Annotated in this window: 33 protein-coding genes; 17 read left to right on the forward strand and 16 right to left on the reverse strand. The window is 54.5% G+C overall.

Annotated features, from left to right (window positions below):
• Window positions 1-66 precede the first annotated feature (66 nt).
• From SynMITS9220_RS08220 to SynMITS9220_RS08235, 4 genes are read left to right on the forward strand one after another with little or no spacing between them, the layout of a single operon-like run.
• On the forward strand, window positions 67-1029 hold the full coding sequence (locus SynMITS9220_RS08220; RefSeq protein ID WP_255482990.1) for a metal ABC transporter solute-binding protein, Zn/Mn family: 963 nt from the start codon (window positions 67-69) through the stop codon (window positions 1027-1029).
• A gap of 6 nt (window positions 1030-1035) precedes the next feature.
• A complete protein-coding gene (locus SynMITS9220_RS08225) occupies window positions 1036-1806 on the forward strand; it encodes a metal ABC transporter ATP-binding protein (RefSeq protein ID WP_186988530.1) in 771 nt (256 codons plus the stop codon).
• On the forward strand, window positions 1799-2656 hold the full coding sequence (locus SynMITS9220_RS08230; RefSeq protein WP_170951880.1) for a metal ABC transporter permease: 858 nt from the start codon (window positions 1799-1801) through the stop codon (window positions 2654-2656). Before SynMITS9220_RS08225 ends, SynMITS9220_RS08230 begins: the two co-directional genes overlap by 8 nt.
• Before the next feature lie 39 nt (window positions 2657-2695).
• A complete protein-coding gene (locus SynMITS9220_RS08235) occupies window positions 2696-3961 on the forward strand; it encodes a cytochrome P450 (RefSeq protein WP_186988532.1) in 1266 nt (421 codons plus the stop codon).
• 17 nt (window positions 3962-3978) lie between these two features.
• On the opposite strand, the gene SynMITS9220_RS08240 is transcribed toward SynMITS9220_RS08235, so the two are convergent.
• From SynMITS9220_RS08240 to SynMITS9220_RS08255, 4 genes are all read right to left on the reverse strand, one after another.
• Window positions 3979-4248 carry a hypothetical protein gene (locus SynMITS9220_RS08240; RefSeq protein WP_255482991.1) on the reverse strand — a complete coding sequence of 90 codons (270 nt, stop codon included), beginning with the start codon at window positions 4246-4248 and terminating at the stop codon, window positions 3979-3981.
• A gap of 103 nt (window positions 4249-4351) precedes the next feature.
• Window positions 4352-4552: a hypothetical protein gene (locus tag SynMITS9220_RS08245; RefSeq protein ID WP_186988534.1), complete on the reverse strand. Its 201-nt coding sequence runs from the start codon at window positions 4550-4552 to the stop codon at window positions 4352-4354.
• A gap of 199 nt (window positions 4553-4751) precedes the next feature.
• Window positions 4752-4976 carry a hypothetical protein gene (locus tag SynMITS9220_RS08250; protein WP_186988536.1) on the reverse strand — a complete coding sequence of 75 codons (225 nt, stop codon included), beginning with the start codon at window positions 4974-4976 and terminating at the stop codon, window positions 4752-4754.
• A gap of 46 nt (window positions 4977-5022) precedes the next feature.
• Window positions 5023-5694: a hypothetical protein gene (locus tag SynMITS9220_RS08255; RefSeq protein ID WP_186988538.1), complete on the reverse strand. Its 672-nt coding sequence runs from the start codon at window positions 5692-5694 to the stop codon at window positions 5023-5025.
• Between the two features lie 302 nt (window positions 5695-5996).
• Between SynMITS9220_RS08255 and SynMITS9220_RS08260 the strand changes: the two genes are divergently transcribed.
• Complete coding sequence (locus tag SynMITS9220_RS08260) at window positions 5997-6617, forward strand: DUF3598 family protein (RefSeq protein WP_186988540.1); 621 nt, start codon at window positions 5997-5999, stop codon at window positions 6615-6617.
• A 13-nt stretch (window positions 6618-6630) separates the two neighbouring features.
• Here SynMITS9220_RS08260 and SynMITS9220_RS08265 read toward each other — a convergent pair whose 3' ends face one another.
• On the reverse strand, window positions 6631-6996 hold the full coding sequence (locus tag SynMITS9220_RS08265; protein WP_186988542.1) for a hypothetical protein: 366 nt from the start codon (window positions 6994-6996) through the stop codon (window positions 6631-6633).
• 428 nt (window positions 6997-7424) lie between these two features.
• On the opposite strand from SynMITS9220_RS08265, the gene SynMITS9220_RS08270 reads away from it, so the two are divergent.
• Complete coding sequence (locus tag SynMITS9220_RS08270) at window positions 7425-7625, forward strand: chlorophyll a/b-binding protein (RefSeq protein ID WP_186988544.1); 201 nt, start codon at window positions 7425-7427, stop codon at window positions 7623-7625.
• 227 nt (window positions 7626-7852) lie between these two features.
• On the opposite strand, the gene SynMITS9220_RS08275 is transcribed toward SynMITS9220_RS08270, so the two are convergent.
• Entirely contained in the window at window positions 7853-8056 is a 204-nt protein-coding gene (locus SynMITS9220_RS08275) for a hypothetical protein (protein ID WP_115126788.1), read from the reverse strand.
• A 123-nt stretch (window positions 8057-8179) separates the two neighbouring features.
• Here SynMITS9220_RS08275 and SynMITS9220_RS08280 point away from each other — a divergent pair, with 123 nt between their 5' ends.
• The 3 genes from SynMITS9220_RS08280 to SynMITS9220_RS08290 all read left to right on the forward strand — a co-directional run bounded on the left by SynMITS9220_RS08280 (window position 8180) and on the right by SynMITS9220_RS08290 (window position 8998).
• On the forward strand, window positions 8180-8368 hold the full coding sequence (locus SynMITS9220_RS08280) for a hypothetical protein (protein WP_067093064.1): 189 nt from the start codon (window positions 8180-8182) through the stop codon (window positions 8366-8368).
• Window positions 8369-8521: 153 nt separating this feature from the next.
• Window positions 8522-8626 (forward strand): DUF4278 domain-containing protein, encoded by a 105-nt coding sequence (locus SynMITS9220_RS08285; RefSeq protein ID WP_136975611.1) that lies wholly within the window; start codon window positions 8522-8524, stop codon window positions 8624-8626.
• 48 nt (window positions 8627-8674) lie between these two features.
• Complete coding sequence (locus SynMITS9220_RS08290; protein WP_186988546.1) at window positions 8675-8998, forward strand: hypothetical protein; 324 nt, start codon at window positions 8675-8677, stop codon at window positions 8996-8998.
• A 34-nt stretch (window positions 8999-9032) separates the two neighbouring features.
• Here SynMITS9220_RS08290 and SynMITS9220_RS08295 read toward each other — a convergent pair whose 3' ends face one another.
• Window positions 9033-9860 (reverse strand): J domain-containing protein, encoded by an 828-nt coding sequence (locus SynMITS9220_RS08295; RefSeq protein WP_186988548.1) that lies wholly within the window; start codon window positions 9858-9860, stop codon window positions 9033-9035.
• A 119-nt stretch (window positions 9861-9979) separates the two neighbouring features.
• Between SynMITS9220_RS08295 and SynMITS9220_RS08300 the strand changes: the two genes are divergently transcribed.
• Window positions 9980-10645, forward strand: a complete 666-nt coding sequence (locus SynMITS9220_RS08300) for an SDR family oxidoreductase (RefSeq protein ID WP_186988550.1) — start codon at window positions 9980-9982, stop codon at window positions 10643-10645.
• Between the two features lie 241 nt (window positions 10646-10886).
• Here the strand turns inward: SynMITS9220_RS08300 and SynMITS9220_RS08305 are convergent, their stop codons facing one another.
• Window positions 10887-11024, reverse strand: a complete 138-nt coding sequence (locus tag SynMITS9220_RS08305; protein WP_066908436.1) for a high light inducible protein — start codon at window positions 11022-11024, stop codon at window positions 10887-10889.
• A 110-nt stretch (window positions 11025-11134) separates the two neighbouring features.
• On the opposite strand from SynMITS9220_RS08305, the gene SynMITS9220_RS08310 reads away from it, so the two are divergent.
• Together SynMITS9220_RS08310 and SynMITS9220_RS08315 are read left to right on the forward strand one after the other, a co-directional pair.
• Window positions 11135-11356 (forward strand): hypothetical protein, encoded by a 222-nt coding sequence (locus SynMITS9220_RS08310; protein ID WP_186988552.1) that lies wholly within the window; start codon window positions 11135-11137, stop codon window positions 11354-11356.
• Between the two features lie 7 nt (window positions 11357-11363).
• The gene (locus SynMITS9220_RS08315; protein WP_186988554.1) at window positions 11364-12158 is read left to right on the forward strand and encodes a PhzF family phenazine biosynthesis protein; all 795 of its coding nucleotides are present in this window, start codon (window positions 11364-11366) and stop codon (window positions 12156-12158) included.
• Window positions 12159-12228: 70 nt separating this feature from the next.
• Here SynMITS9220_RS08315 and SynMITS9220_RS08320 read toward each other — a convergent pair whose 3' ends face one another.
• The 4 genes from SynMITS9220_RS08320 to SynMITS9220_RS08335 form a co-directional block, all read right to left on the reverse strand.
• Window positions 12229-12405 (reverse strand): hypothetical protein, encoded by a 177-nt coding sequence (locus tag SynMITS9220_RS08320; protein WP_170951882.1) that lies wholly within the window; start codon window positions 12403-12405, stop codon window positions 12229-12231.
• A gap of 70 nt (window positions 12406-12475) precedes the next feature.
• A complete protein-coding gene (locus tag SynMITS9220_RS08325; protein WP_186988556.1) occupies window positions 12476-13300 on the reverse strand; it encodes a peptidoglycan recognition family protein in 825 nt (274 codons plus the stop codon).
• A gap of 254 nt (window positions 13301-13554) precedes the next feature.
• Entirely contained in the window at window positions 13555-14472 is a 918-nt protein-coding gene (locus tag SynMITS9220_RS08330) for an N-acetylmuramoyl-L-alanine amidase-like domain-containing protein (RefSeq protein WP_186988558.1), read from the reverse strand.
• Between the two features lie 67 nt (window positions 14473-14539).
• A complete protein-coding gene (locus tag SynMITS9220_RS08335) occupies window positions 14540-14794 on the reverse strand; it encodes a hypothetical protein (protein WP_186988560.1) in 255 nt (84 codons plus the stop codon).
• A 137-nt stretch (window positions 14795-14931) separates the two neighbouring features.
• Between SynMITS9220_RS08335 and SynMITS9220_RS08340 the strand changes: the two genes are divergently transcribed.
• Window positions 14932-15090: a hypothetical protein gene (locus SynMITS9220_RS08340; RefSeq protein ID WP_170951883.1), complete on the forward strand. Its 159-nt coding sequence runs from the start codon at window positions 14932-14934 to the stop codon at window positions 15088-15090.
• 16 nt (window positions 15091-15106) lie between these two features.
• On the opposite strand, the gene SynMITS9220_RS08345 is transcribed toward SynMITS9220_RS08340, so the two are convergent.
• A complete protein-coding gene (locus tag SynMITS9220_RS08345) occupies window positions 15107-15262 on the reverse strand; it encodes a hypothetical protein (RefSeq protein WP_186988562.1) in 156 nt (51 codons plus the stop codon).
• 101 nt (window positions 15263-15363) lie between these two features.
• On the opposite strand from SynMITS9220_RS08345, the gene SynMITS9220_RS08350 reads away from it, so the two are divergent.
• From SynMITS9220_RS08350 to SynMITS9220_RS08365, 4 genes are all read left to right on the forward strand, one after another.
• The gene (locus SynMITS9220_RS08350; protein ID WP_186988563.1) at window positions 15364-15564 is read left to right on the forward strand and encodes a hypothetical protein; all 201 of its coding nucleotides are present in this window, start codon (window positions 15364-15366) and stop codon (window positions 15562-15564) included.
• A 624-nt stretch (window positions 15565-16188) separates the two neighbouring features.
• On the forward strand, window positions 16189-17646 hold the full coding sequence (locus tag SynMITS9220_RS08355) for a glycosyl hydrolase family 57 (protein ID WP_186988565.1): 1458 nt from the start codon (window positions 16189-16191) through the stop codon (window positions 17644-17646).
• A gap of 582 nt (window positions 17647-18228) precedes the next feature.
• On the forward strand, window positions 18229-18663 hold the full coding sequence (locus tag SynMITS9220_RS08360; protein ID WP_186988567.1) for a hypothetical protein: 435 nt from the start codon (window positions 18229-18231) through the stop codon (window positions 18661-18663).
• A 61-nt stretch (window positions 18664-18724) separates the two neighbouring features.
• Window positions 18725-19174 carry a hypothetical protein gene (locus tag SynMITS9220_RS08365; protein WP_186988569.1) on the forward strand — a complete coding sequence of 150 codons (450 nt, stop codon included), beginning with the start codon at window positions 18725-18727 and terminating at the stop codon, window positions 19172-19174.
• Between the two features lie 51 nt (window positions 19175-19225).
• On the opposite strand, the gene SynMITS9220_RS08370 is transcribed toward SynMITS9220_RS08365, so the two are convergent.
• From SynMITS9220_RS08370 to SynMITS9220_RS08380, 3 genes are all read right to left on the reverse strand, one after another.
• Window positions 19226-19681: a hypothetical protein gene (locus SynMITS9220_RS08370; protein ID WP_186988571.1), complete on the reverse strand. Its 456-nt coding sequence runs from the start codon at window positions 19679-19681 to the stop codon at window positions 19226-19228.
• A gap of 6 nt (window positions 19682-19687) precedes the next feature.
• The gene (locus SynMITS9220_RS08375) at window positions 19688-20116 is read right to left on the reverse strand and encodes a hypothetical protein (protein WP_186988573.1); all 429 of its coding nucleotides are present in this window, start codon (window positions 20114-20116) and stop codon (window positions 19688-19690) included.
• Between the two features lie 1052 nt (window positions 20117-21168).
• Window positions 21169-21498 carry a hypothetical protein gene (locus tag SynMITS9220_RS08380; protein WP_186988576.1) on the reverse strand — a complete coding sequence of 110 codons (330 nt, stop codon included), beginning with the start codon at window positions 21496-21498 and terminating at the stop codon, window positions 21169-21171.
• Between the last annotated feature and the right edge of the window lie 20 nt (window positions 21499-21518).

A 21518-nucleotide genomic window follows, 5' to 3' on the forward strand; every position in this document is an offset into this window, starting at 1 on the left:
TCTGAACCTCAAACCCGCCCTGGCTTTCAGAACTGAATGGCTTCTGTGTTTTCGCGTCTGAGCGCAATGTCGCTTCTGCTTGGCCTGGTGGCCTGCGGTGCTCCTGGTGTCAACAACACCGATGCAACCGAAAGCAAAGGAGTGAAAGTGGTTACCACGTTTCTGCCGATCACACTGTTCACGGAAGCGGTGGCTGGTGACTGCGCAGATGTCACGGCCTTGATCCCACCCAACCTGGGGCCCCACGACTTTCAGGCCACACCATCCGACCTGACGGACCTCAGTGGCGCGAACGTGTTGGTCAAAAACGGGCTCGGCATGGAGGAGTTCCTTGATGATCTGATCAGCTCCGCTGACAACAAGGATCTGGTGGTGATTGACTCCAGCACTGGAGTGAAGACCATCAAAGCGGCTGGAGGTGGTCACCACGACGACCATCACGATGATCACCACGACGACCATCACGCCGATGAGCACCACGACCACGGCCATGGACACAGCCATGGTGAATACGATCCCCACATCTGGCTAGACCCGGTTCGCGCCGCTCAGCAAGTCGAGAACATCAGAGATGGTCTGGTCAAAGCCGATCCCAGTTGTGCTGAGGGATACAAGAACAATGCAGAGCAGTTCACCGCCAAGCTCAATGAGCTGAACACGGAATTCACCGAGAAGCTCAAGCCCCACAGCGGCAAGACGTTTGTGGCCTTTCACGACTTCGCCACCTATTTCGCCAACCGTTATTCGCTGAAAGCAGAATTCCTGGTTGACCTTCCCGAGATGAATCCCAGCCCGGCCGATCTGCAACGGGTGGCCGCTCAGGTCAAAGCTTCAGGCCTCAAAGCCCTGCTCAGCGAGCCTCAGGAGGGCAAGCGTTCCTTCAATGCCTTGGCGAAAGATCTCGGGGTGAATATCGTTGAATTCAACCCTCTGGAGACCGGCTCAGCAGAGTCCGCCAAAGTGCCTGGAACTTACTTTGAGGTGATGCGCTTCAACGTCAACAATCTGGTCAAAGCCATTGGGGACTGACGTTTGATGCCCAGCCCGGTGTTGGTAGTGAGCGACCTGTCGGTTGAACGTTCAGGTCGCCTCGCTGTGGACAAGGTCTCGTTCGAACTCCAGAGTGAGAGCGAGACCGCTGTGGTTGGCCCTAACGGTGCTGGTAAGAGCACTCTGGTAGCTGCATTGCTCGGGCTTCTGCCACGAAAGGAAGGAGACGTTCAGATACTCGGAGAACAGCTTTCAGCCAACGGCGAACTTCCCGGTGCGATCAGATCTCAGATTGCCTACGTGCCGCAGAGTCTGGCCTTGCAGGGTCGTTTCCCCTTAAGCGTGGCCGAATTCGTCGGCTTTGGGTTTGACCCGCCAGGGCCACGTTGGCCCTGGCAGCAACATCGCAAACGCAAAAGTGCTATCGAGAAGGCCCTGGATCGCACCGGTTGCATCGATCTGCGCAACCGTCTTCTCAGTGAACTGTCTGGGGGGCAGCTCAAACGCGTGATGCTCTCGTTCTGCGTTGTGCGGCCCCGTCAACTCCTGGTGCTCGATGAAGCGCAGGCAGGTCTTGATGTGCCATCGAACGAACGTTTTCAGCAGCTGCTGCTGGAGTTGCGGCGTCAGGAGGGATGGACCGTTCTGCATGTCTCCCACGACCTCGACATGGTGCGCCGCAGCAGCGACCAGGTTCTCGGACTGAACCGTCGCCTCTGCTGCAGTGGTTCACCGGACCACACCCTGACTGCTGAACGACTCGTTGATCTGTATGGACCCAACATGGTTCCGTACAGGCATCAGTGTCATGGTTGACACTCAAGCGCTGGCGCTTGTTCTGGCCGAACCCTTCATGCAGCGCGCGCTGATCGGCGGTCTGCTCACTGGAGCGCTTGGCGGTTTGCTGGGCAGTGTCGCCGTGCTCAGGGAACTGTCGTTTTTCAGCGATGCCCTGGGGCATTCCGCCCTGCTGGGCATCACGCTGGGAATCCTGATCGGCGTGAATCCCACGCTGGTTTTGATCCCCTTTGCGGTGGTGTTCGCCATCCTGGTGAATCAGCTGGTGGAGCGCAGCTCCCTCCCCACGGATGCCCTGCTGAACATTGTGTATTCATCGTCTCTTGCGGCTGCAATTTTATTTCTCAGTCTGGTGGAGAGCTATCGGGGCGGTATTCGCCAGCTGCTGTTTGGAGACATCCTCGGGGTCAGCAGTCTCGACCTGATCGTGATCGGCATTTTGCTGGCAGCGGCACTGATCTATCTGAGCCTGAGCATGCGTGCACAGGTGCTGCTCACCCTGAATCAGGATCTTGCCGGTGCGGTGGGTGTGCAGACCCGATGGCACAGACTGGCCTTCATCGTGCTGCTCGCCGTGGTTGTGGCGGTGTCGATCAAGGCGGTTGGCGTGCTCCTGATCAGCGCCTTTGTTGTGATTCCGTCCTGCGCAGGCCGTCTGCTCTGTCGACGTTTTCCGATCTACGTCTTCGTCTCCTCGATCCTGGGAGGCACCTGCGCATTGCTGGGGTTGTTGGCATCCGGACTCACCAACCTTCCCTCAGGTCCTTCGGTGGTGATGGTGCAGTTCCTGGGATTCCTGATCGCCCTGATTCTCAGTTCACGAGTCTTCAGGCGGCCATCAACGACAGCACTTGACCCACAACGTTGAGTGAGGCCGATAGGTTCTCGTGGCAACCAATCAGCTTCCATGAGCGTCGCGACATGTCCCAGCACCGGTGCTGTCACGGGCCTCAGGGAAACGCTCGACTTCTTCAGTGACCCTGGCTTCGCCAGCAAACGCTTTGCAGCCCATGGCGATGTCTTTGAGACCCGCCTGCTGGCTCAGCGCATCGTGTTCATCCAGGGTGAACGGGCCATTTCCGATCTGCTGAAGCAGGGAGCAGCCCTCGAGGGTTGGTGGCCAGACAGCGTGCGTCAACTGCTCGGCAGCCGGTCGCTGGCCAACCGCAGCGGCTCCGCTCACAAAGCCCGCCGCCGCGTGGTGGGGCAGCTGTTTTCCAGCGGTGCACTCTGCCGCTACACCCCATCGATCCAGTGTTTGATCGAGGAACTGATCCATGAGCTGCAGGAGTCTGAGACTCCGCAGCCTCTGGCCGCCAGGATGCGACGCTTCGCGTTCGCAGTGATCGCCACCACCGTGCTGGGGCTGGACGCCAGCGATCGCGATGCTCTGTTCGCTGATTTCGAGATCTGGACCCAGGCCCTGTTCTCCATTCCACTGGCGATACCGGGAAGTCCCTTTGCCCGGGCACTGGCTGCACGGGAGCGGTTGCTCACCCGCCTGAAAACGGTGCTGCAACACAGCGACTCCAGCCAGGGAGGGCTGGATCTGCTCAGCGGCGGGCTCGATGAAGTCGACATGCCACTGGATGACGACGACCTCGTGGAGCAGTTATTGCTGCTGTTGTTCGCTGGTTATGAGACAACGGCATCATCACTGAGCTGTCTGTTCCGTGCTCTGCTGCTCAACCCAGACGTGGAGCAATGGCTTCTGCCAGAGCTGCTGTCATCACACTGGCCTTTCGAGGCCTCGCATCGATCACCCCGCCTGAATGCCACGGTTCTGGAAGTGATGCGGCTCACGCCACCGGTGGGAGGTTTTTTTCGCCGCAATCTGCAGCCGATCCGGTTGGCCGATGTGGAGATTCCCCAGGATCGGGTGATTCAGGTGGTGCTGGGTTCCAGAACCGCAGAGGATTCATCTGACATCGCCGCATTCAGGCCGCAGCGCCATCTGGATGGGTCGTTCACTCAAACCCTGCTGCCCTTCGGAGGCGGTGAGCGGGTCTGCCTGGGCAAGGCCCTGGCCGAACTGGAGATCAGGCTGATGACCGTGGGGCTGATCCAGAAGCTGCAGCTGCGTCTCGTGCCCGATCAAGATCTCTCGTTGAAGCAGATTCCCAGCCCGACCCCTCGTGACGGGCTGGTGGTGAGCGTGACACCACGCCAATGAAAACTCTGCGCAAGCCGTCAGGACGCCTTGGAGGAATGATGCCGACGTCGCCTGGCTCGGCGAGGCTTGCCTGCGGCCTGCGAGCTCTGCCTGAGATAGATCTTCCGGCCGTTGGCGTCCAGGCGGTAAAGACCTCCGCGTGGCCCTTTGTGAACCAGATCCTGCTGTTCGGAGGCAACCGCCTGAAGCGTTCGCTGCTTCAAAGATTGAGCATCATCCGTGGCCAATTGTTGATCGGATTCTCCGAAAAACAACGACTTTAGAAACCCAAAGACGCCCTTAATCATGGAAGGGGGAAATGCTTCCCTACTTAAACGTCACCGTCAAGGCCCTGAAGATCACAGCTGTTGATCGATGAAGATGAACGCGCCCCAATCAAGCCGCTCAGCTTCACTGTTCATCAATGATTGGATCATTCTGCGTGAGTCTGTCCAGCAGATCAGGGTCGCCGACGATCACGCGCCGGCAGCCGTCTTGCCCCATATAGGTGAGCCGACCGGCTTCATCGACCCTGAGGGCGGTCAGTGGCGTGATCAGCTCCGGTTCCAGCAAGGGGCTGTGCAGCAGCAAGACTCCATCGTCTTCTGCCATCACTGGAAAAACACGTGCGCTTCATAAAAAAGTTCCCAAGGTTTTCACCTCAGGAACTGGTGCTCTCATGAACTTCTCAACCGCAACAAGTTTCCTACAGCGACCGGAATCTTCACAGGGGGAAAACCGCCTGGACAGGGTCGGTTGTCCAGACAGCAAGAGATACAACTCCTCCACTGCTTCCCACATCAACAATCAACTAAGCGACCCAGCGGTCGGCGTCCATGATCGTTTTGATCAGCAATCCAAGGCGTTTGAACTCAGCAAAATTGAGGTCTTTGACAGCTTGATCAAGACCACAATCAACCCAATCACCATCTCGTTTCTCATAGATCGTGAAGTCCTGATCAAGCGACTCACGCCGAATGCAATAGGTGAGTCCATCGTCATGCAGAAACTCAGCCGAGTGAAGTTGCAAAGCCATGCATCGCGAGCCTCAGGGGCTGTCTTATTGGCACGGAGCGTAAAACTCAGCGCTTCAGTTCGAGAACCAGTCGCCTGATCTCAACCGAACCGGACAGAACGGGCACCGCGGTGACCTGCAGCCGTTGATCCCCAGCGGTGGGGCCGTATTCACACCGCATTCGCGCCACTTTCCAGGATTGATTGACACGATCCTGCAGCTGCGTCTTCGTTGACATCAACGTCATCGACGGGTCGAGAGCATCACACTCCACCTCTGTGGAACTGGACGCATCCTGCGGCTGAATCGAGACCCTGAACGTCACAGAACTGCCTTGCTCATAGCTGAGATCAAGACTGTTCCAGAAACTCAGCTCTCCACCTGCGGGCACATCCACGGTCGCCACCTGGGCACCCATCGCGTCGGGATTGAACTCAAAACGCTTCATAGCCTCTCCACCCGTGCAGGAAACGAGCAGAACCGTTGCTGCCAGCGCTGCAGCATCCGACAACGCTCGAAAAGCCCGTGGCCTCATCTCAGAACCAGGCACGCCGTCTTCACTCTCCAGGGATCCACCTGGATCAGGCAATGCGCCTTCATGCTCATTGCTTTTGTAGCGACCGACACCAAAACTGTCTTCATCGAGATCGGAGGCGCTGATGACAGCCGACACTCCACCCAACCAGAACGCAGAAGCCTTCTGACTTTCCGGCCCCCTGCTCCAACAGTTTCCACCCATCCGTGAGGCTGGTCCTTCGACAGGCAGACATCAGGTGCGCCACGTCGATCGACACTCCATTGCACCGCCGCAGGTGCCCCGGAGCCGCATCAGCCCCACCTCTGGACGTCATGGCCCCAGGGACGCCACAGCCAGTTGCTTCGCACTCCTTCTTTCACCGACGTTGATGGAGTGAAACCTTGCGAGAACGAGCGAGTTAGGCCGTCTCTTCCATCCGGAAGGGGCGGCCTTCCGCATTGGATGCATCACGGCTGACCGCTTAGACCGCCACGATTGGTGGTCGACCAACACCACTTGAAGCCATGCATGACCCCCGCGCTGCGCTGCTGCAGCACAACAGCGGACACTGGAAGGGGTGCTTCATTCGGCTGGGCAGCAGCGGCAATGAGGACGATCGTTTCCCGACATCGCTGAAGGTGCAGGAACGCGATGGCGTGATCGAAAACTGCCTCACCTATCTCTCCTCCGGAGAGCAGCGGTCGATGAATTTCGAAACCGTGCCGTTCACGATGCAGGTGAATTCAAGTGGCGGCTGGTCACTCGGCCCGAGTGCAATCACTCCTCTGGCCTGGGTCGGTGAACTGAGCGTCGTCCATGGCGAAGAAAGGCGGCGGGTTGTTGCACGCCATGGATTTCATGGTCTTGATCAGGTGGTCTACATCGTTGAAACCAGGCAAGACAGTGAACCAGTGGCACCGGCTCAGCCTTTGCAGTGCACGACAAGGACCAGCGGCAACTGGGTGATCTGGCAACCCGAGCCGCATGTGGAGCTGTTGCTCGATGCCAGAGATCGGCAAATGGGAGATTCCACGGCCTGCGGCCTGCGCTGGATCACTCCCCAGGGGCAAACCCATCAGATCGTGCGGCGCTACGACGCCAACGGATACCTCGAGCCCCTCTCGGAGGCTGACATCTGGGGATGACGGTTCGGAGTGATCAGCTGCAGAAATCTTCCAGCATCGATTGCCTGCACTCTGAAAGAGTCATGTCATAAACAATGGCGTTCCCGTTGTCGACATTCCTGAGCCCGAAAGAACCTGCAAATCCACGCAGCATCCATTCACCGCCTCGTGTGTCTTTGTAGAAGCCGACATTGCGCGCAACACCGTCTTTGTAGCGAGTGAACACATCACTCGCACCGTCTTTCCATTCCAGCTTGAACACGCCGCAGGGAGCACCGCTGCACAGAAAGGCTCGCCTGCAGTCAATGCTTTGGTTGTTGTAGAGGCAGCGCGACCACTGATCCGCCCTGGCAGGTCCCAGCGAGCCAAGGGCAATCACAGGCAAAGCGAAGGTCGTCAACAGTGAACACCTGGTGGAGGAATTCAATCCAGTTCCCAGCATTCACTGCCATTCCTGGTCATCAGACACACAAGACCCGATTCCCTACTGATCACCCGATAGGTGTGGCCATCTGCATCGCTTTTGGATCTTGCATGCCAAAGAGCGTGGTCCTTGGTGTCATGCAAGTCGGTCTGATGCCAGCCCGCGTCAGTGAGCTCTTCAATCTGAAACACAAGATCTCGAGGAATCTGCCATCAAGATGTGCGGCTGAAACGAACATCTTGAGAAGCAACGGAAAAATGTCGGGATTGGTTCATCTCAAGTCGCAGTTGATCAATCAATCGGGCTGAAATGCCCTGGCCGACAGACAATCTCGCCATAGCGCCATCGAATGCGTTGCATTCCGTTACACAAGCCCTTAATATTCCTTCACAAGCACAGAGGTTATGAGTTCTTCCACGTCCACCCAAGACCAGTGGTATCAGGATGCAGCTGCGAGCCAGATCAAAGGTGAGCGACTGGTGCGCGCAGAACTGTTGAACGGCCGCGTTGCCATGCTCGGCTTCGTGATCGGAATTCTCACTGAAGCTCTGACTGGTTACGGCATCCTCAGCCAGATCACTTTCGGAGTGCTGGGCCTCAGCTGATCGCTGTATTCACATCTGAAGCAACGGACAACATCTCCGCAGCACTTGCTGCGGGGATTTTTTATTGGGAACAATCCAAAGTCAGACATCAACTGAACGACATCAACGACACATCAACTCAACATTGGAGTCGGGATCAATGACGTCTCCGGGGTAGCTGATAGCGACAATGGCGACCTGATTGTGCGTTTCAGCCTGGGAGCTTGAACAACACCGTCATCGACCATTTACTCGTCCTTGGTCTGGCCTGATGCGGCGATTCGGGCGTCCGCCCAGCGCGCGAAGAAATAAACCCCCACAAACAAGGGCGTGTAGGCCAGCCACATCCGTTCAGGAGCCAGACCGCTGTTGTTGATCACAGTCAGTCCGCCATATCCCACCAGGAAATAGATCACGGCCCGTCGAAGGGCACCCACCTGCTTGGGATTCATGTCGCGGCCAACGCTGGCCTCATCTTAAGTAGCCGAACCACGCCGCAGAACTCACAGACTGTCGCGATTGCCACGACCAAAGCCGGGCTGGACGTCAAGCATGCATCCAACTGCTGGCACTCCATGACCAAAGAACAAGCAATTGCACTGATTGGAGCCGCGGTGGATTACAGCAGGCAGCGCTGCAGAGTTCTGCACAGCACCGACCGTCGCGTCGACGCCGATGCAGTTCGCAGTGAATTCGAGGAATGGCTGAACCCCTCCGGAGATTGCCTGCCGTTGATGCCCTGCCCGCTTCCGGAGGAGAGTTAAACGCGCCGTGTAGCGGCGCGAACGACCTCACTGTTGACCAGCCTGCTATAAAAATCGTGTTGAGACTCTCAACATCGTTCACCTCGTCCTTGGCGAGGCGCAGTACGACTCAGGCCATGGAACGGGGACCTGAGCTTGCTTCGAGGAACCACCATGACACTGACCTATCGCGGCCAGAAGTACGCGCAGAACACCGCTGTCGCCAAAAGCAGCGAGCGTCCTGAACTCGTGTACCGGGGCCAGAAAGTGGCCAGATGAGTTCCGCCGAACTCCGGCACAACGCCCTGCTCCGTCAGGGCTTTTTTCATGCCTCTGCAACATCCTCTGAAACTCACCTGCAGGCTGCTTCTCTTGAGCCTTGGCTTCGTCATCACTGAAGTGGCCACCAGGGTTCATGCCGACAGCACGATCGCCCATTGCCAACTGAGCCATCACAACCCTTCTATTCCGCTCCAATCCGGTCCGTGTCGGTTCAGCCAGCGCCAGGGCAACGTGACCATCATGTTCCGCGACCAGACATTCAACTTCCCGTACAGCGCAGCGGGACAGAGTTATCAGCGCAGCAACAGCACAACAGGCATCCGCTTCGACATGTCTGGAGGCGCCACGATCGAAGTGCTATGGCGATGAGGCCAGGGCAATGGATGGCTTGGCAGCGTTGCCTTCAGGCCATCAGCAACTGATAGGCGTCATTAACCCGGCGAAAAGCATCTGCCGATCCACCCAGATCGGGATGATGCACCTTGACCAACGTCCGGAATGCCTGCTTGATGGCCTCCTGGGAGGCATCCGTCTTCAACCCGAGAACCGACAGCGCTTCGGAACGCGCGTCACTCGATCCAGTACGCCCCTGCTCGCTTGGCTCTCGATCCGTCGCTCGTTGATCACTGCGTGTTCGCCGACCGCTGCTGCCTGCCTGGCGATGATCTTGGCCCTGCCGATGACGGTGACGGAGTTCCGCCACCACCCTGCGTGGATCCTCATCAAGCCATTCACTGGCCCGCACCCCATAGAGGGCAAACGCCGCCAGCACCGCCGCGGTTTTCTTCGTGGACTTTCCCCCCACGGCAGCCAACAGATCAGTGCCAAGACCACTCACCACCCGGTCAAGCCTCTGGCTCAAGCTGAGCTGAGAGTGAAAGCTGCTGCGATTGAGCTGGTCGATCAGCTGCTCAAGGCCGTGCTGGCGCAACGCACTCCAACCCGGCTGCATCGCTAAAGAATCTCCCCAGCGCTGCACCTGCGCAGAGTTCACCAGAGTTGATGGTTGTTGCCGGTTCCAATCACGGTCCGCATCACGCTGAGGTCGCTGCCACTGCTGCTGCTGCAAACGATCAAGCTGCTGATGCAATCGCTGCACCTCCCTGCGCAAAGCATCGTTTTCCCGCAGCAAAGCTTCCACATTGCTGGTGACGCGTTCAGCGTGGTTCTGCCGGTTGCGATCGTCACGGGTTGACGATGACGGCGACCACTGGCGCGGATCAAAGCCCATGAAAACCGCGCGACGGCGACCGCTTCAGCGAATGCAAAGAGACTACGAGCCGAGACGATGGGAGAGACCCCCATCCGTTGATGCTGACGGCAGGATGGTGCTCAACTGCGATTCGGCCCTTGGCGACTTCTCTGGTGACCGGTGCCAACAGGGGAATCGGTCTTGCTTATTGCCAACAGCTGCACACGCGTGGAGACAAGGTGATCGCGGTCTGCCGTCAGTCCAGCGACGAGCTGGACGCCCTTGGCGTACGGGTTGAATCAGGGATTGAACTCACCAGCCCAGATTCGATCGCTGCGTTGGTCAACGGACTGGCCGGCCAACAGCTGGACACCGTGATTCTCAATGCAGGGATCCTGCAGTCGATGGGGCTGAACGACCTGGACCCGGATGGCATCCGCCAGCAGTTCGAGGTCAATGCATTGGCTCCTCTTTTGCTTGCCAGGGCGTTGATTCCGTTGATGCCTGAAGGATCAAAACTGGTGCTGATGACCAGCCGCATGGGGTCGATCGAAGACAACAGCTCAGGGGGCTCTTACGGCTACAGGATGTCGAAAGTGGCGCTGAATATTGCTGGCAAATCGCTCGCAGTAGACCTGCAGAGCCAAGGCATTTCCGTGGCGATACTGCATCCTGGCCTGGTCAAGACTCGGATGATCAGATTCAACCCCAATGGCATCAGCCCGGAGGACTCTGTTAACGGACTGATTGCACGAATTGATGAACTGACTCTTGAGAACAGTGGCAGCTTTTGGCACGCCAACGGCACAGTGCTGCCTTGGTAAAGAACGGCAGTTGCCATTAAAAAACCCCTGCATTTAGCAGGGGCTCATTCAAACCGGCAATCGTGGTTGCTGGATGAATTCAATCAAAAATAATTGCTGAGAGCGTCCAGCGATGACCATAGGTATTTCACAACAATGTTGGCACCTACTCCGAGGGTCGCGATGAACGCACCGAAGAGAATCAGTTGGACGTATCCAACACGATCTTCCGGTGCCCAAACATCATGCTCCTGGATGGATTTCAACCGAGGCCAACCTGGGAAAGGATTCCCTGACCGGTCAGAAGCTCGGTGCCGAGACCGATCACGAAACCCATCATTGCCAGACGGCCGTTCCACTGCTCAGCGAAGGCGGAGAAACCAAATTTTGCGTTGTCCATGGGGAAGAATCGCGTGTGCACCCTTTGTAACAGATTGTGTAGCCCGTGTGTGGATCAGCGTGCCATTGATTAGTCGGCCAGACGCTTGAACGGTGACAGGCTGCTCAACGATGGACCCTCAAACGCCCGCCAAATCAACGCCTGTCAGGCCTGCGCTTCAGGACATTCTGCTGCGAGGCCTACGCATTGCCGCAAGCACCGTTGCGATCGTGGAACTGCTGCGCAGCCACTGGACCGGGGGAGTCCTCGCATCCATGGCCTGGCTTCTGTTCACGCAGGTGGAGAGATCACGCGGCTCTGCCGATGAACACACCCGCAACGAATCCAGCTGAGCAGGTCATGACAGGGACGATCCCAATCGAACAGGTCGCCGCCTTTGCGGAAGGGCCGTTTCAGGGCAACCCTGCCGCTGTCTGCCCATTGCAGACCTGGCTACCGGGTCAGCTGATGCAGGCGATCGCCTCTGAGAACAATCTTTCCGAGACCGCCTTTTATGTGGGCAGCGAAGGGCACTATGAGCTTCGCTGGTTCACTCCAAGCTGCGAGGTGGATCTCTGTGGCCACGCCACTTTGGCTGCTGGCCATGTCGCGTTCCAGCGTGAACCCAACCTCAAGATTGTGCAGTTCAGCTCCAACAGCGGACCACTGACGGTTCGCCGCAATGGACAGCAGCTCACTCTCGACTTCCCACTGCAGCCGGGGGAACCGTGCGCCACCCCGACCGGACTCCATCAGATCCTTGGCACCAACGTCATTGCCTGTCTGCAGGCCATGGATCTGATGGTGGTGGTCGCAGATGAGCGTGAGGTCGAGGCGATCAAGCCTGATTCGGAAGCTGTCGCCGCTCTTCCTGGACGGGGTCTGATCGTCACAGCACCAGGGTCAGACTCGGGCGTTGATTTCGTCAGCCGGTTCTTCGCTCCGTCATGCGGCATCGCAGAAGATCCCGCGACCGGTTCAGCACATTGCACCCTGGCGCCTTACTGGGCTGATCGACTCGATCGCGCAAGCCTGGTTGCCCGTCAGCTTTCAGCTCGAGGGGGACTGCTTCACTGCGCATTGGCGGATGAAAGAGTGTTGATCAGCGGCCGTGTGATCCCTTATCTCAGTGGCGTGATTCACATCGATGGATAACGCGTTGATCCACGCAACAACGACGAACCTTCATCGACATCGTTCAAGGGATGTCGACTGGCAGCGCCAATCAACGCCGCGCAACCCAAGACCAGACGAACCAGGCAATCACGCCGAGCAACACCCAGGGCAGCAGTGCACGCAACACAATCACGGCGACGAACACAACCAGCAGACTCACAGCACCACGCTTAACCAGCGCCTTGCTGTCGTCGGTCATGTACCGCCAGCGGGGAATCAGCGGCACGGCATCAATGCAAGAGCAGCGTTGAATTTAGAAGATGCCGCGCAGATCACTCCGCCCAGGCTTTGTTCGTTCACGGACCTGCCTGCTCGTTATTGAACTGATTGAGCCCACAGAGCTCTGCTGCGTGGTTGTAATGAGGGTCAAAGCGATCCCAACGGAAACTGCGCGGGTCATATCGACTGCGACTTCGATCCACGGCCGCATGCGTGGTCAGGCGCGTGATGGGGATCCCGAATGTCGCTTGCCAAAGCAACACCTGCTCTGCGAGCGATTTGTATTGCGCGTTCGTGTAACCAGAATGGCCATGTGAGTCGCCGCGACCATCCGACGGCGTCACCAAGCTGAGATGCAAAGCGATGTTGTTGATCGATCCCACACTGCCGGGCCGATCCCGCATCGTGATGTCACCGAAGGCCGACATGCCGCTGCCGTAGGCTCGCTTCTGATCAGGAACAATCCGCACACGCCGCCCATCCCGGCCAATCAGCATGTGATAACTCACCTGTTGATCATCGTCCGGATGGTTGGTCTGAAACAGGCCAAGGGCCTGAGGCTCGCTGATCACTGTTTCGTGCAGCACGATCACCATCGGCTTCACCTGCAACACGCGTCCCCACGAATCCCTGACCTTGCGTTCTCCGAAATTGGTTGGGTGAGCCAACTGAACATCTTCCGCAGCAAGGCCAAGACGCTGTTCACAGGCCTGAATCACCTCCAACGACGCAGCAGCGACACGGCTGTCTCCCAGGCGCATCAGAGGAGGCCGATCCAGAGATGGCGGAACTCCAGCAACCGTGCCAGAAACACCTTTGCCGCCGGAATCGCCGTCCAAAAGCGAACAGCTGCAAAGGCCAATCACCAGTGAAATCGCGTACTGATACGGCAGTGATCTCATCACAGTATTGGGCACGTTCAATGCGTGACCAACAATCTCATGCTTGATGGAATGCTCAACAACAGCGACATCAATCATCTTGCTGAGCAAGCAAATCAGGGCATCTGCCTACTGATCGAGCAATGCATCAATCCATCGATCAGAAGATCAACGAGATTTCTGGAACGGCTTCAGGGCAACAAACCACAGACACAACGATGGCAATCTGGTCTTCAATCAAAGATCCTCAACGACAGGACTTCGAGGTCAGCCCTTCATTGCCGCAGAAATGAAACTGACTTGACCCTTTGCGGCCTCACGATGACTGCACCGATTGCGTCAGGCACTGAGCGAAGGTAAGTGGTGAATGATCGCGAACGCATCACGCCTCGACCGGGGGCTGCATGGATGGCATCCAGCCGAGAACCATCTCGAACCAGAACCCCGGTGTGGCTCACATCAAGACCTTCGACCCGCGTTGCCACAGCAAAAATATCGCCGGACTGAAGACTGGGAAGCGCATCATTGAGCGCCGCAAGCGGCAGGTAATGCTGATCAATCCGCCTTCCCTGCTCCAGCGCATCGATGCAATCAAACAAAGCAGGCGATTGCAGGGCGGGGTATCGATCGCGATGGCTCGACATGAAATTGAGCGACAGATAACGCCTGGCCTGCCCAGGCCAGGCGGAAGACGCCTCAAGCAATCCCTGAAGCTGCGCCGAGCCAACCCAGTCGTGGAAATAATGCTGACGTGTGCAATAACTGATCTCGCCGTTTCGGTAGCGAAGGCGCCTGGTCAGTTCAGCGAAACCATCAAACGAATCAGCCGACACGATGGCGAGCAGCTGTTCAACAAACAGCATGCAATCGAACTGAGTCAGGTCGAGACGCAACTGTTCTCGACCGGATTGATCGAGAGACATAGCCAAATAGGGGCTGCCAAGAAAGAACTCAGCGAGACGGGCCATCGCCTGATTCACAGGCAATCCTCGTATCAGGGATCGAGCCCGTTGAAATTTTGACCTGGTGCCTTCTACAACAACGCTCTCTTCAATGGATTGGAACAAGCTGGACGTGGCTCCAACAGCAGGCAGTTTCTGAAGATTGCCTGACGGAATGATCCCCGATTCCTGCTGACCAACAGAAAGAGAAAGCGTTGTCAGCCCGGCGAAGAGCAGCGCAGTGAAGTCCACATCGGCATGCTTGAAGAATTCACGCTCTCACGTCTCGGATGCTCATTCACTCGGCTGCGACATCGCATCAAGCCTGCGCCGCATGACGCCGCCGACCGAGAGGCTCAATCCAGTGTTCAACCACATCCCGATGCTGAAACCACTGAGGCGGAACTCGGCAACCGAGGTTGACGACGCCATCGTCCATCAAGCGTCCCAGGCGGACTGCAGCGGCCTCCTCGGCTCGCGAAAAAACATGTTGATGAGAAGCCAGCCAATCCACCTCATCTTCTGTAATCACCCCTGTGGAAAGGCTTTCCAGGAATAGCTCACCGAGGGTCATCGGAGATATGTAACGAAGTTGTTACATCATGACGCTCGCGATAGGCCACCGCGAGTGCCATCGCAGATCTGCCATAGAAGGGCTCTCGCGAACGGTCGTGACATTTTTTTAAGATCCCGCCAACAACCGGCTATCTCATGCAGGTCAATCTTTCTCAGCAGTTCGAAGCCGAGTCGCTTAAGCGGATGATTGATGCCACCACTGATGTGCACGAGCTTCAATCTCTGGCTCGGGAACTCACTGACCTCTATTTCCGCCAAAGGGCTGCAACCGCCTGGGTGGTCTCGGAGCAGTGACCACGAATCGTCTGCATCAGATGCGCAGCAGCATTGCCATCGATTGATCAACGTGGGACGAACGTTCCAGCCGTTGTCTCTCCAGCTGAAAGGCCATCACAGCGTGAGCAGAGAAGCGAAGCGCCGACAAAACAGCCAGGCCCATACAGAGCGGACAGTGAAGTAATCCCATTGCTCAAGCCTGGGATCGAGATCGCCCTTTCACACGATTGCTTGCCATTTCTTGACCTGAATGCCTGAAAACCAGAGGATCAACTCCGTTTCACTCTCATCATGCGCGCATTTAGCATCGCTCTGGTCACTGCCACTGGCTTGCTGGCAACCACCATCGCTGTTGAGGCCAAAACCACCAGAAACTTCAGTGGTTCAAGCCCAGCGGAAGTTGAAAAGAATGCCCGCAAAGCTGGTTACAGCTACCCGGATGGGGACATGAACTGCTCCAGCAGGTGCAATCAGCGCTGGGCCAAAGATTGAAACATCTGCATCACTCCGCAAGACGGCATCGCGGCGAAGCAGTAGCCACTATGAATTCAGCCTGACGCAGGACTCAAACCAGAACAATGCGTGATTGCACTGATTGCCCAGGGGTCCACACAACATCAACACTGGAGTCATCCAATCGGAGGCACCGGATGACGGCAGACACTCCACCTGAGCAGATCTGAGAAGCGATTCGGCTGTTCGTCACTGCTCCAACGTTTCTCTCAACCAACATGAGGTTCAATGGATCGGGTCATCAAGGCCGATCCGATCAGCCAAGCCTCACAGAAATCTGGTCCAAGAGGCTCACAGCAGGATTGTTCGCTTCTACTTTCCTTCGCTTCACTCACTGTCCTTCGCAACGAATTCAACCAGGATTCACGTTCAGATTCAGACAGGAAGCCAATGAACAAACGAGCGAGTTAGGCCGTTCCATTCATCCGGATGGTGCGGTCACCAAACCAGCAAATTGCTGGCAAAAACCCCCGGAATTCAGCACCAACTCTGAATTCCGGGGGTTCATTCATGCCGACTCAAACGGCTGTCGCGGTCAGGGAGCGAGACATCGCCTGACCGCGACCAGCATCAATCACATCCTGCTCAACAAGTGAGGCGTTCATGGCGATCCAGTCAGCACACCACCCTGTGATCTGTGGAAGAGAGCAGGAGCTGCGCACTTTGATGCAGAACTCGACCCGGAACTGGCCATCAACCGAGCACGGAGCTCAGGGGCTGAAATCGGCCTTCGCCTGTGCGCTGCATATGCATCAACCCACGGTGCCCGCAGGTCCCAATGGAGCGTTGATCTCACACCTGCAGTACATGCTGGAACACCCCAATGAAGGCGATAACCACAACGCTGAACCCTTCGCTGAGTGCTACAGGCGCATGGCGACGCTGATCCCGGAGTTGATCAGAGAGGGCTGTAATCCGCGGATCATGCTCGATTACTCAGGAAATCTTCTCTGGGGCGTCACGCAGATGCAACGCCGAGACATCACCGAAGCTCTTCGTTACCTGGCCTGTGATGCCGAGATGGAAAGACACGTGGAATGGCTGGGCACGTTCTGGAGCCATGCCGTTGCGCCCTCCACGCCCATTCCAGATCTGACTCTGCAAATCAGCGCATGGCAACACCAGTTCGCCGACCTATTTGGCGACGCCGCTCTCCAGCGCGTGCGTGGGTTCTCACTGCCGGAAATGCACCTGCCCAATCACCCGGACACCCTGTTTGCGCTGGTGAACAGCCTGCTCGAAGCTGGTTATCGCTGGCTGCTCGTTCAGGAACACAGCGTGGAACAGCTGGATGGATCTCCCCTCAGTTCCCAGCAACGTTTTGTTCCCAACAGGCTGGTGGCTCGTTCCTGCTCAGGCGAGGAAGTCAGCATCACAGCCTTGATCAAGACCCAGGGATCCGACACCAAACTCGTCGGGCAAATGCAACCGTGTGAGGAAGCGTGTGGTCTCAGTCGCCAACGACTTGGCAACGTTGAGATTCCCTCTCTCGTCAGCCAGATCGCAGACGGAGAGAATGGTGGTGTGATGATGAATGAATTTCCGGAAGCCTTCCGTCAAGCCAATCGCCGCATTCGCGACAGCGAACCAGACACAGCCGCACTCAATGGATCGGAATACCTCGAACAACTCGAGGCAATGGGACTGAAGACGAGTGACCATCCCCGCATCCAAGCCGTGCACCAACATCGGTTATGGCAGAGGGCGGGTGACTCGGGTGACGTGGAAAGCGTTGCCACAAGTATCGATGAGCTCAGCTCAGCCAACGACGGTTTTTCCATGGAGGGTGCTTCATGGACCAACAACCTCAGCTGGGTTGAGGGATACGACAACGTGCTCCAACCGATGCAGCGCTTCAGCGCAAGATTTCACCAACAGTTCGATCAGCAGCTCTCTGAACAGCCAGGCTTGTCGCAATCACCTGCCTACCGAGATGCACTGATGCATCTCCTGCTGCTAGAAACCAGCTGCTTTAGGTACTGGGGGCAGGGTCAATGGACCCAGTACGCAACTGACATCTACGATCAAGGGATGCGGCTATTGAATCGATATTGTGCCTAATACTGTGACCTCATGGGTCGAGCAAGAGGTTTTATCACTGGCGAGCATCAAAATGCCATCAATACCAGAAGGACATGGGTCCTCATCCGCTTTACTTTCTTATTAAACTACTTCAGTACTTTATGGGCGGTTCCGTCTCCGTCATACTTATCTGTGTTGTAAAAACCGTTTCTTGTACCGAAGTACAGGGTGACTAATACGAAAGGAATAGAAACATACACAAGAACTGTGGATAATGTCATTTTAGATCTGCAGAACCCAGATTGATGTCTCTATGCTAGATGCAGGGTCTGTTGATGTCAGGATCTACTGCGAAGAACAACACCGCACTCAGAAGACCGCCAATAGCAGAGGCGAGAACAACACGCTTAAGACCTTTCATTGATGGATTATTAACACACGCACCGTCGCTGAAAGGCTGATGAAGGCGCATCCCACAAACAGGCCAAAGATCGCCCTGGGTCCTTGGTTTGGGGGACTTTCATTGGTGGTAGATGGAATAGGGGGTCGTCTCTAAGCTTATGAACAGCTATTGGGAGCACACTAAGGCTTGTGAATCAACAGGAATTGCTGCCAGAGTCCATGACGCTTTATCCCAACAAAATCAAGTGGGTCTTGGTGTTACTGGGCTGCATCATCTTTATTACAATGGGGATCTTCCTGATAGGAGATCACGACACTGAAACATTGTTCGGGCTGTTCCTCTGCGTGCTGGGCAGCTTAGGAATTCTGATATCCGTACTGACGCTTTGGCCTAATAGTAGCTGGCTGAAACTAGGCCCAGATGGAATACGAAATAGGGTAATGTTTCGAAAGTTTTATTATCACTGGAGTGACATTAACCGTTTCGAGATAACGATTGTGCAACATGGAACAGGATTATCCAAAAGCAAGACGGAGTTTGTGAGCTTCTGGATGAATCATGATGAACAGATGCGTTCACTGAGTGACTGTTATGGGAAAAAGGCTGCGGAACTTATGGAAATCCTGGAGTCTTATAGGAATCGGTATGGTTGAGCAATTACCCATCCCTTTGCAGGTGGCAGATAAAATAGAGAGTCGTCTCTAGCCTGTTGATATGAAATACCTTCCAATTCTTGGCGCTCTGCTTCTCTCAGCATCACCTGCCGTTGCTGACGACTTTCTTTACTTGAAATGCAAGCAGTCAGTTGATATGGTCATTACCGATTTAACAACATCCAAAATAGTCGAAGACAGAACAATAGATGACATATCTATCCTTAAAATAGACTTTTCGAAGAAGACAATGCACGACTCACGTGCTGAGCTGACAGTCAACTTTGCGCTAAAAAATAAAATAGCAACTATCATTCAAAAAGTTGATGATGACGAAGTGAAGCTTGACGACGTAACCAAAATCAAATTATCCCCACCATATTCAAACTCATCAACAGGCACAGGGATCCTCAAAGCAAAGAATCAATCATCAACTCATAGAGCTGAAGGCAAATGCGAAGAAGTTGATGCATCAGTGTGGAACAAGTCTTTCAAAGAGTCTGAGAGCTGATGCAAATCAGTTGGTGAAGTTTGCAAATAAAATATTAATCGGCTTTTACAATTACTTCTCAGATGCTTGATCGTCCGACAATGAATTTTCTGACTCGACTTTAGAATTGACTGCTTGCACAATGACAAAACCAATCCAGCCAACGAACAGAAGGCCAAGCCCAATTGCTGGCCAATATGAGTCCATTCCTATTTGATATTTTGGCAGCGAGTCAGGAAGGAGCTGGAGCGACTGAAGCTCTTCTTTCCAATCTTGGTCTAATTCATAATATTGATCTCCAGCATCATTCTTACCGGCATTCACTTCGGCAATGACATACTTGCTAACATACAACTTATATGGAATCAAAAAATTTTCTGTGTTAACCATCGCTGCGTAGCATGTATTGATTTCCTTGCCTTGTTCATTATTTAACTTGAAGTAAGAAACGCCTTTAACGCATTTCAAGTCCTCACTCGTTCCCATGCTATAAATAAAACCTTGCAAAATAGGCTTAGCTAAATTCATTGATCCTCAGTTCTCTATATATTTGATGTTAGTCAACTTGCAGAGTTCTTTCATACCTTCGTTTCCATACCCAAAATCATAAATCTCTCCATCTTGCCGAGTTGTCCGAACCCGTTGCACTGGGTAGATCAGAAGGCAGGTTCGAGGGGTGATGGACTCAATATCTTCTGTGTTGACTTCCCATAAAATGCGCTTGCTTGGAATAAATGCATGAAAAATCCCCAGCAAGTCCGCCTTGAGCCAGTGACGCTTGCAAAAGATCACTCGTTGATTGGTAAACACGAGCCAGCCTTGGTGGAGCTCCTTTCGTTGGAGGCCAAGGGATAGAAGAGTCCACCAAATACTAAATTTTCCAGGAGAACCATTGCAGGTTTTCTTTGAGATCTCTGTCTCTCCAGAAGACAAGACATATCTGCTTTTTTTCATCTTGAGCAACAATATTGATTCGATTATCGCATAAATTGCTGATAAACAGTTTCACCACGCCTGCAGCTTATCTTTTGTATCAATTATTTATGCTTGCTTTGAAAGATTCGCGATCTGTCATGCAGTCATCAGCATGAAATTAGATCCTTGCAAAGGTAATTCTCTCGAAGGCTTGTACTTTAGTGAATTCATAACCAAAGGCATTTTCAAAGCGATCGATGGATCAGAATTTGAAAAATCCATGAATCAGTGAATAGAATATCAGTCTTCCTTCTTCTAACAGGACTAATAGTCTGTAAGCATCCATCTAGTCAGACTGAGCTCTATGCAAAGCCACATAAGCAGCCCAAGCAACAAACAAAGCAATAACAACTAGAGGAACCGCTACAAATAGTGCAAGTATGACTATGTAATCAGACAGTGTTACAGGCTGAAGAGCAATAACACCTTCACGAGTCCAGCTCAAAAGGACATGAACCCACAGTGAAATAACAACAAAAAACGCAACCAAAAAGGAAGCTGCCTGGGTAGTCGACAAAAGCGTCGGCTTACTGGACATCAGATTAGTCTCTATACCTCAATGAGCAGTTCAGCCTAGAAGTCTGATAATTAAAACCACTTACCATTTGTGCCTGACCCCTCTTACTGATTCCATCTCTGATAATCAATCTCTCTAGCGAATCCAATACATTTTCTACTTCTCGATTGCTGTAACCTGAGTCCAGCATTGCACACCCCATTGCAGCTACGCCCTGGCCAAAATCATATCTTTCAGCTTGTGCTGGAGCTGCAGTCAGCAAGGCAATCAATAGTAACGGTGTTTTCATTGCTAATGGCATGCTTTTTACAGCTTAACCGTATTGCTCGGGGAGGTCAATGAACTGATCAGTAACATCAGTCGTTCTATCAGGAATGAACTTAATGCTGTCAATCAACCGATTTGATCAAAGGCAGAAAGGAGCTTTAGCCTAATAAGGGGTGCGGCTCTGTTCCATCACTGCGTGGGTGCTATTAAAGCCGCAGTCACCTCAGGCAGGACATGAGTCACCAGAAGCGAGGTGTTATTTGCATGCCCAACTCCACCAACTTTGGGCAACGGAAGTTTTGTCAATTTTCTCCCATTTTCTTTCCCCCCTTTGTTTAATTGCCATCTTTTTGCATTCAATGGCATAAGTAACCACATAATCCTTTTCAACCTGATCTTTAGGGTTGGTAACCAGGGCTTTCATTACAACTTGATCCCCCATCCTTGAAAGTACACGACCGTAGTAAGAGTGTTCATCAGCAGCAGTTGTGAGATAGTCCCATTCACCTTTTCTAAGATTTTCCGCAACAGAAGTTGCTGGCACAGCAATCGCCAAACCTAGAGCAGAAAGAAGAGCGAGTCTCATAGTCACTGACAGAGTTATTC

Origin of the sequence: Synechococcus sp. MIT S9220, from assembly GCF_014304815.1 — a bacterium.
GTDB lineage: Bacteria > Cyanobacteriota > Cyanobacteriia > PCC-6307 > Cyanobiaceae > Synechococcus_C.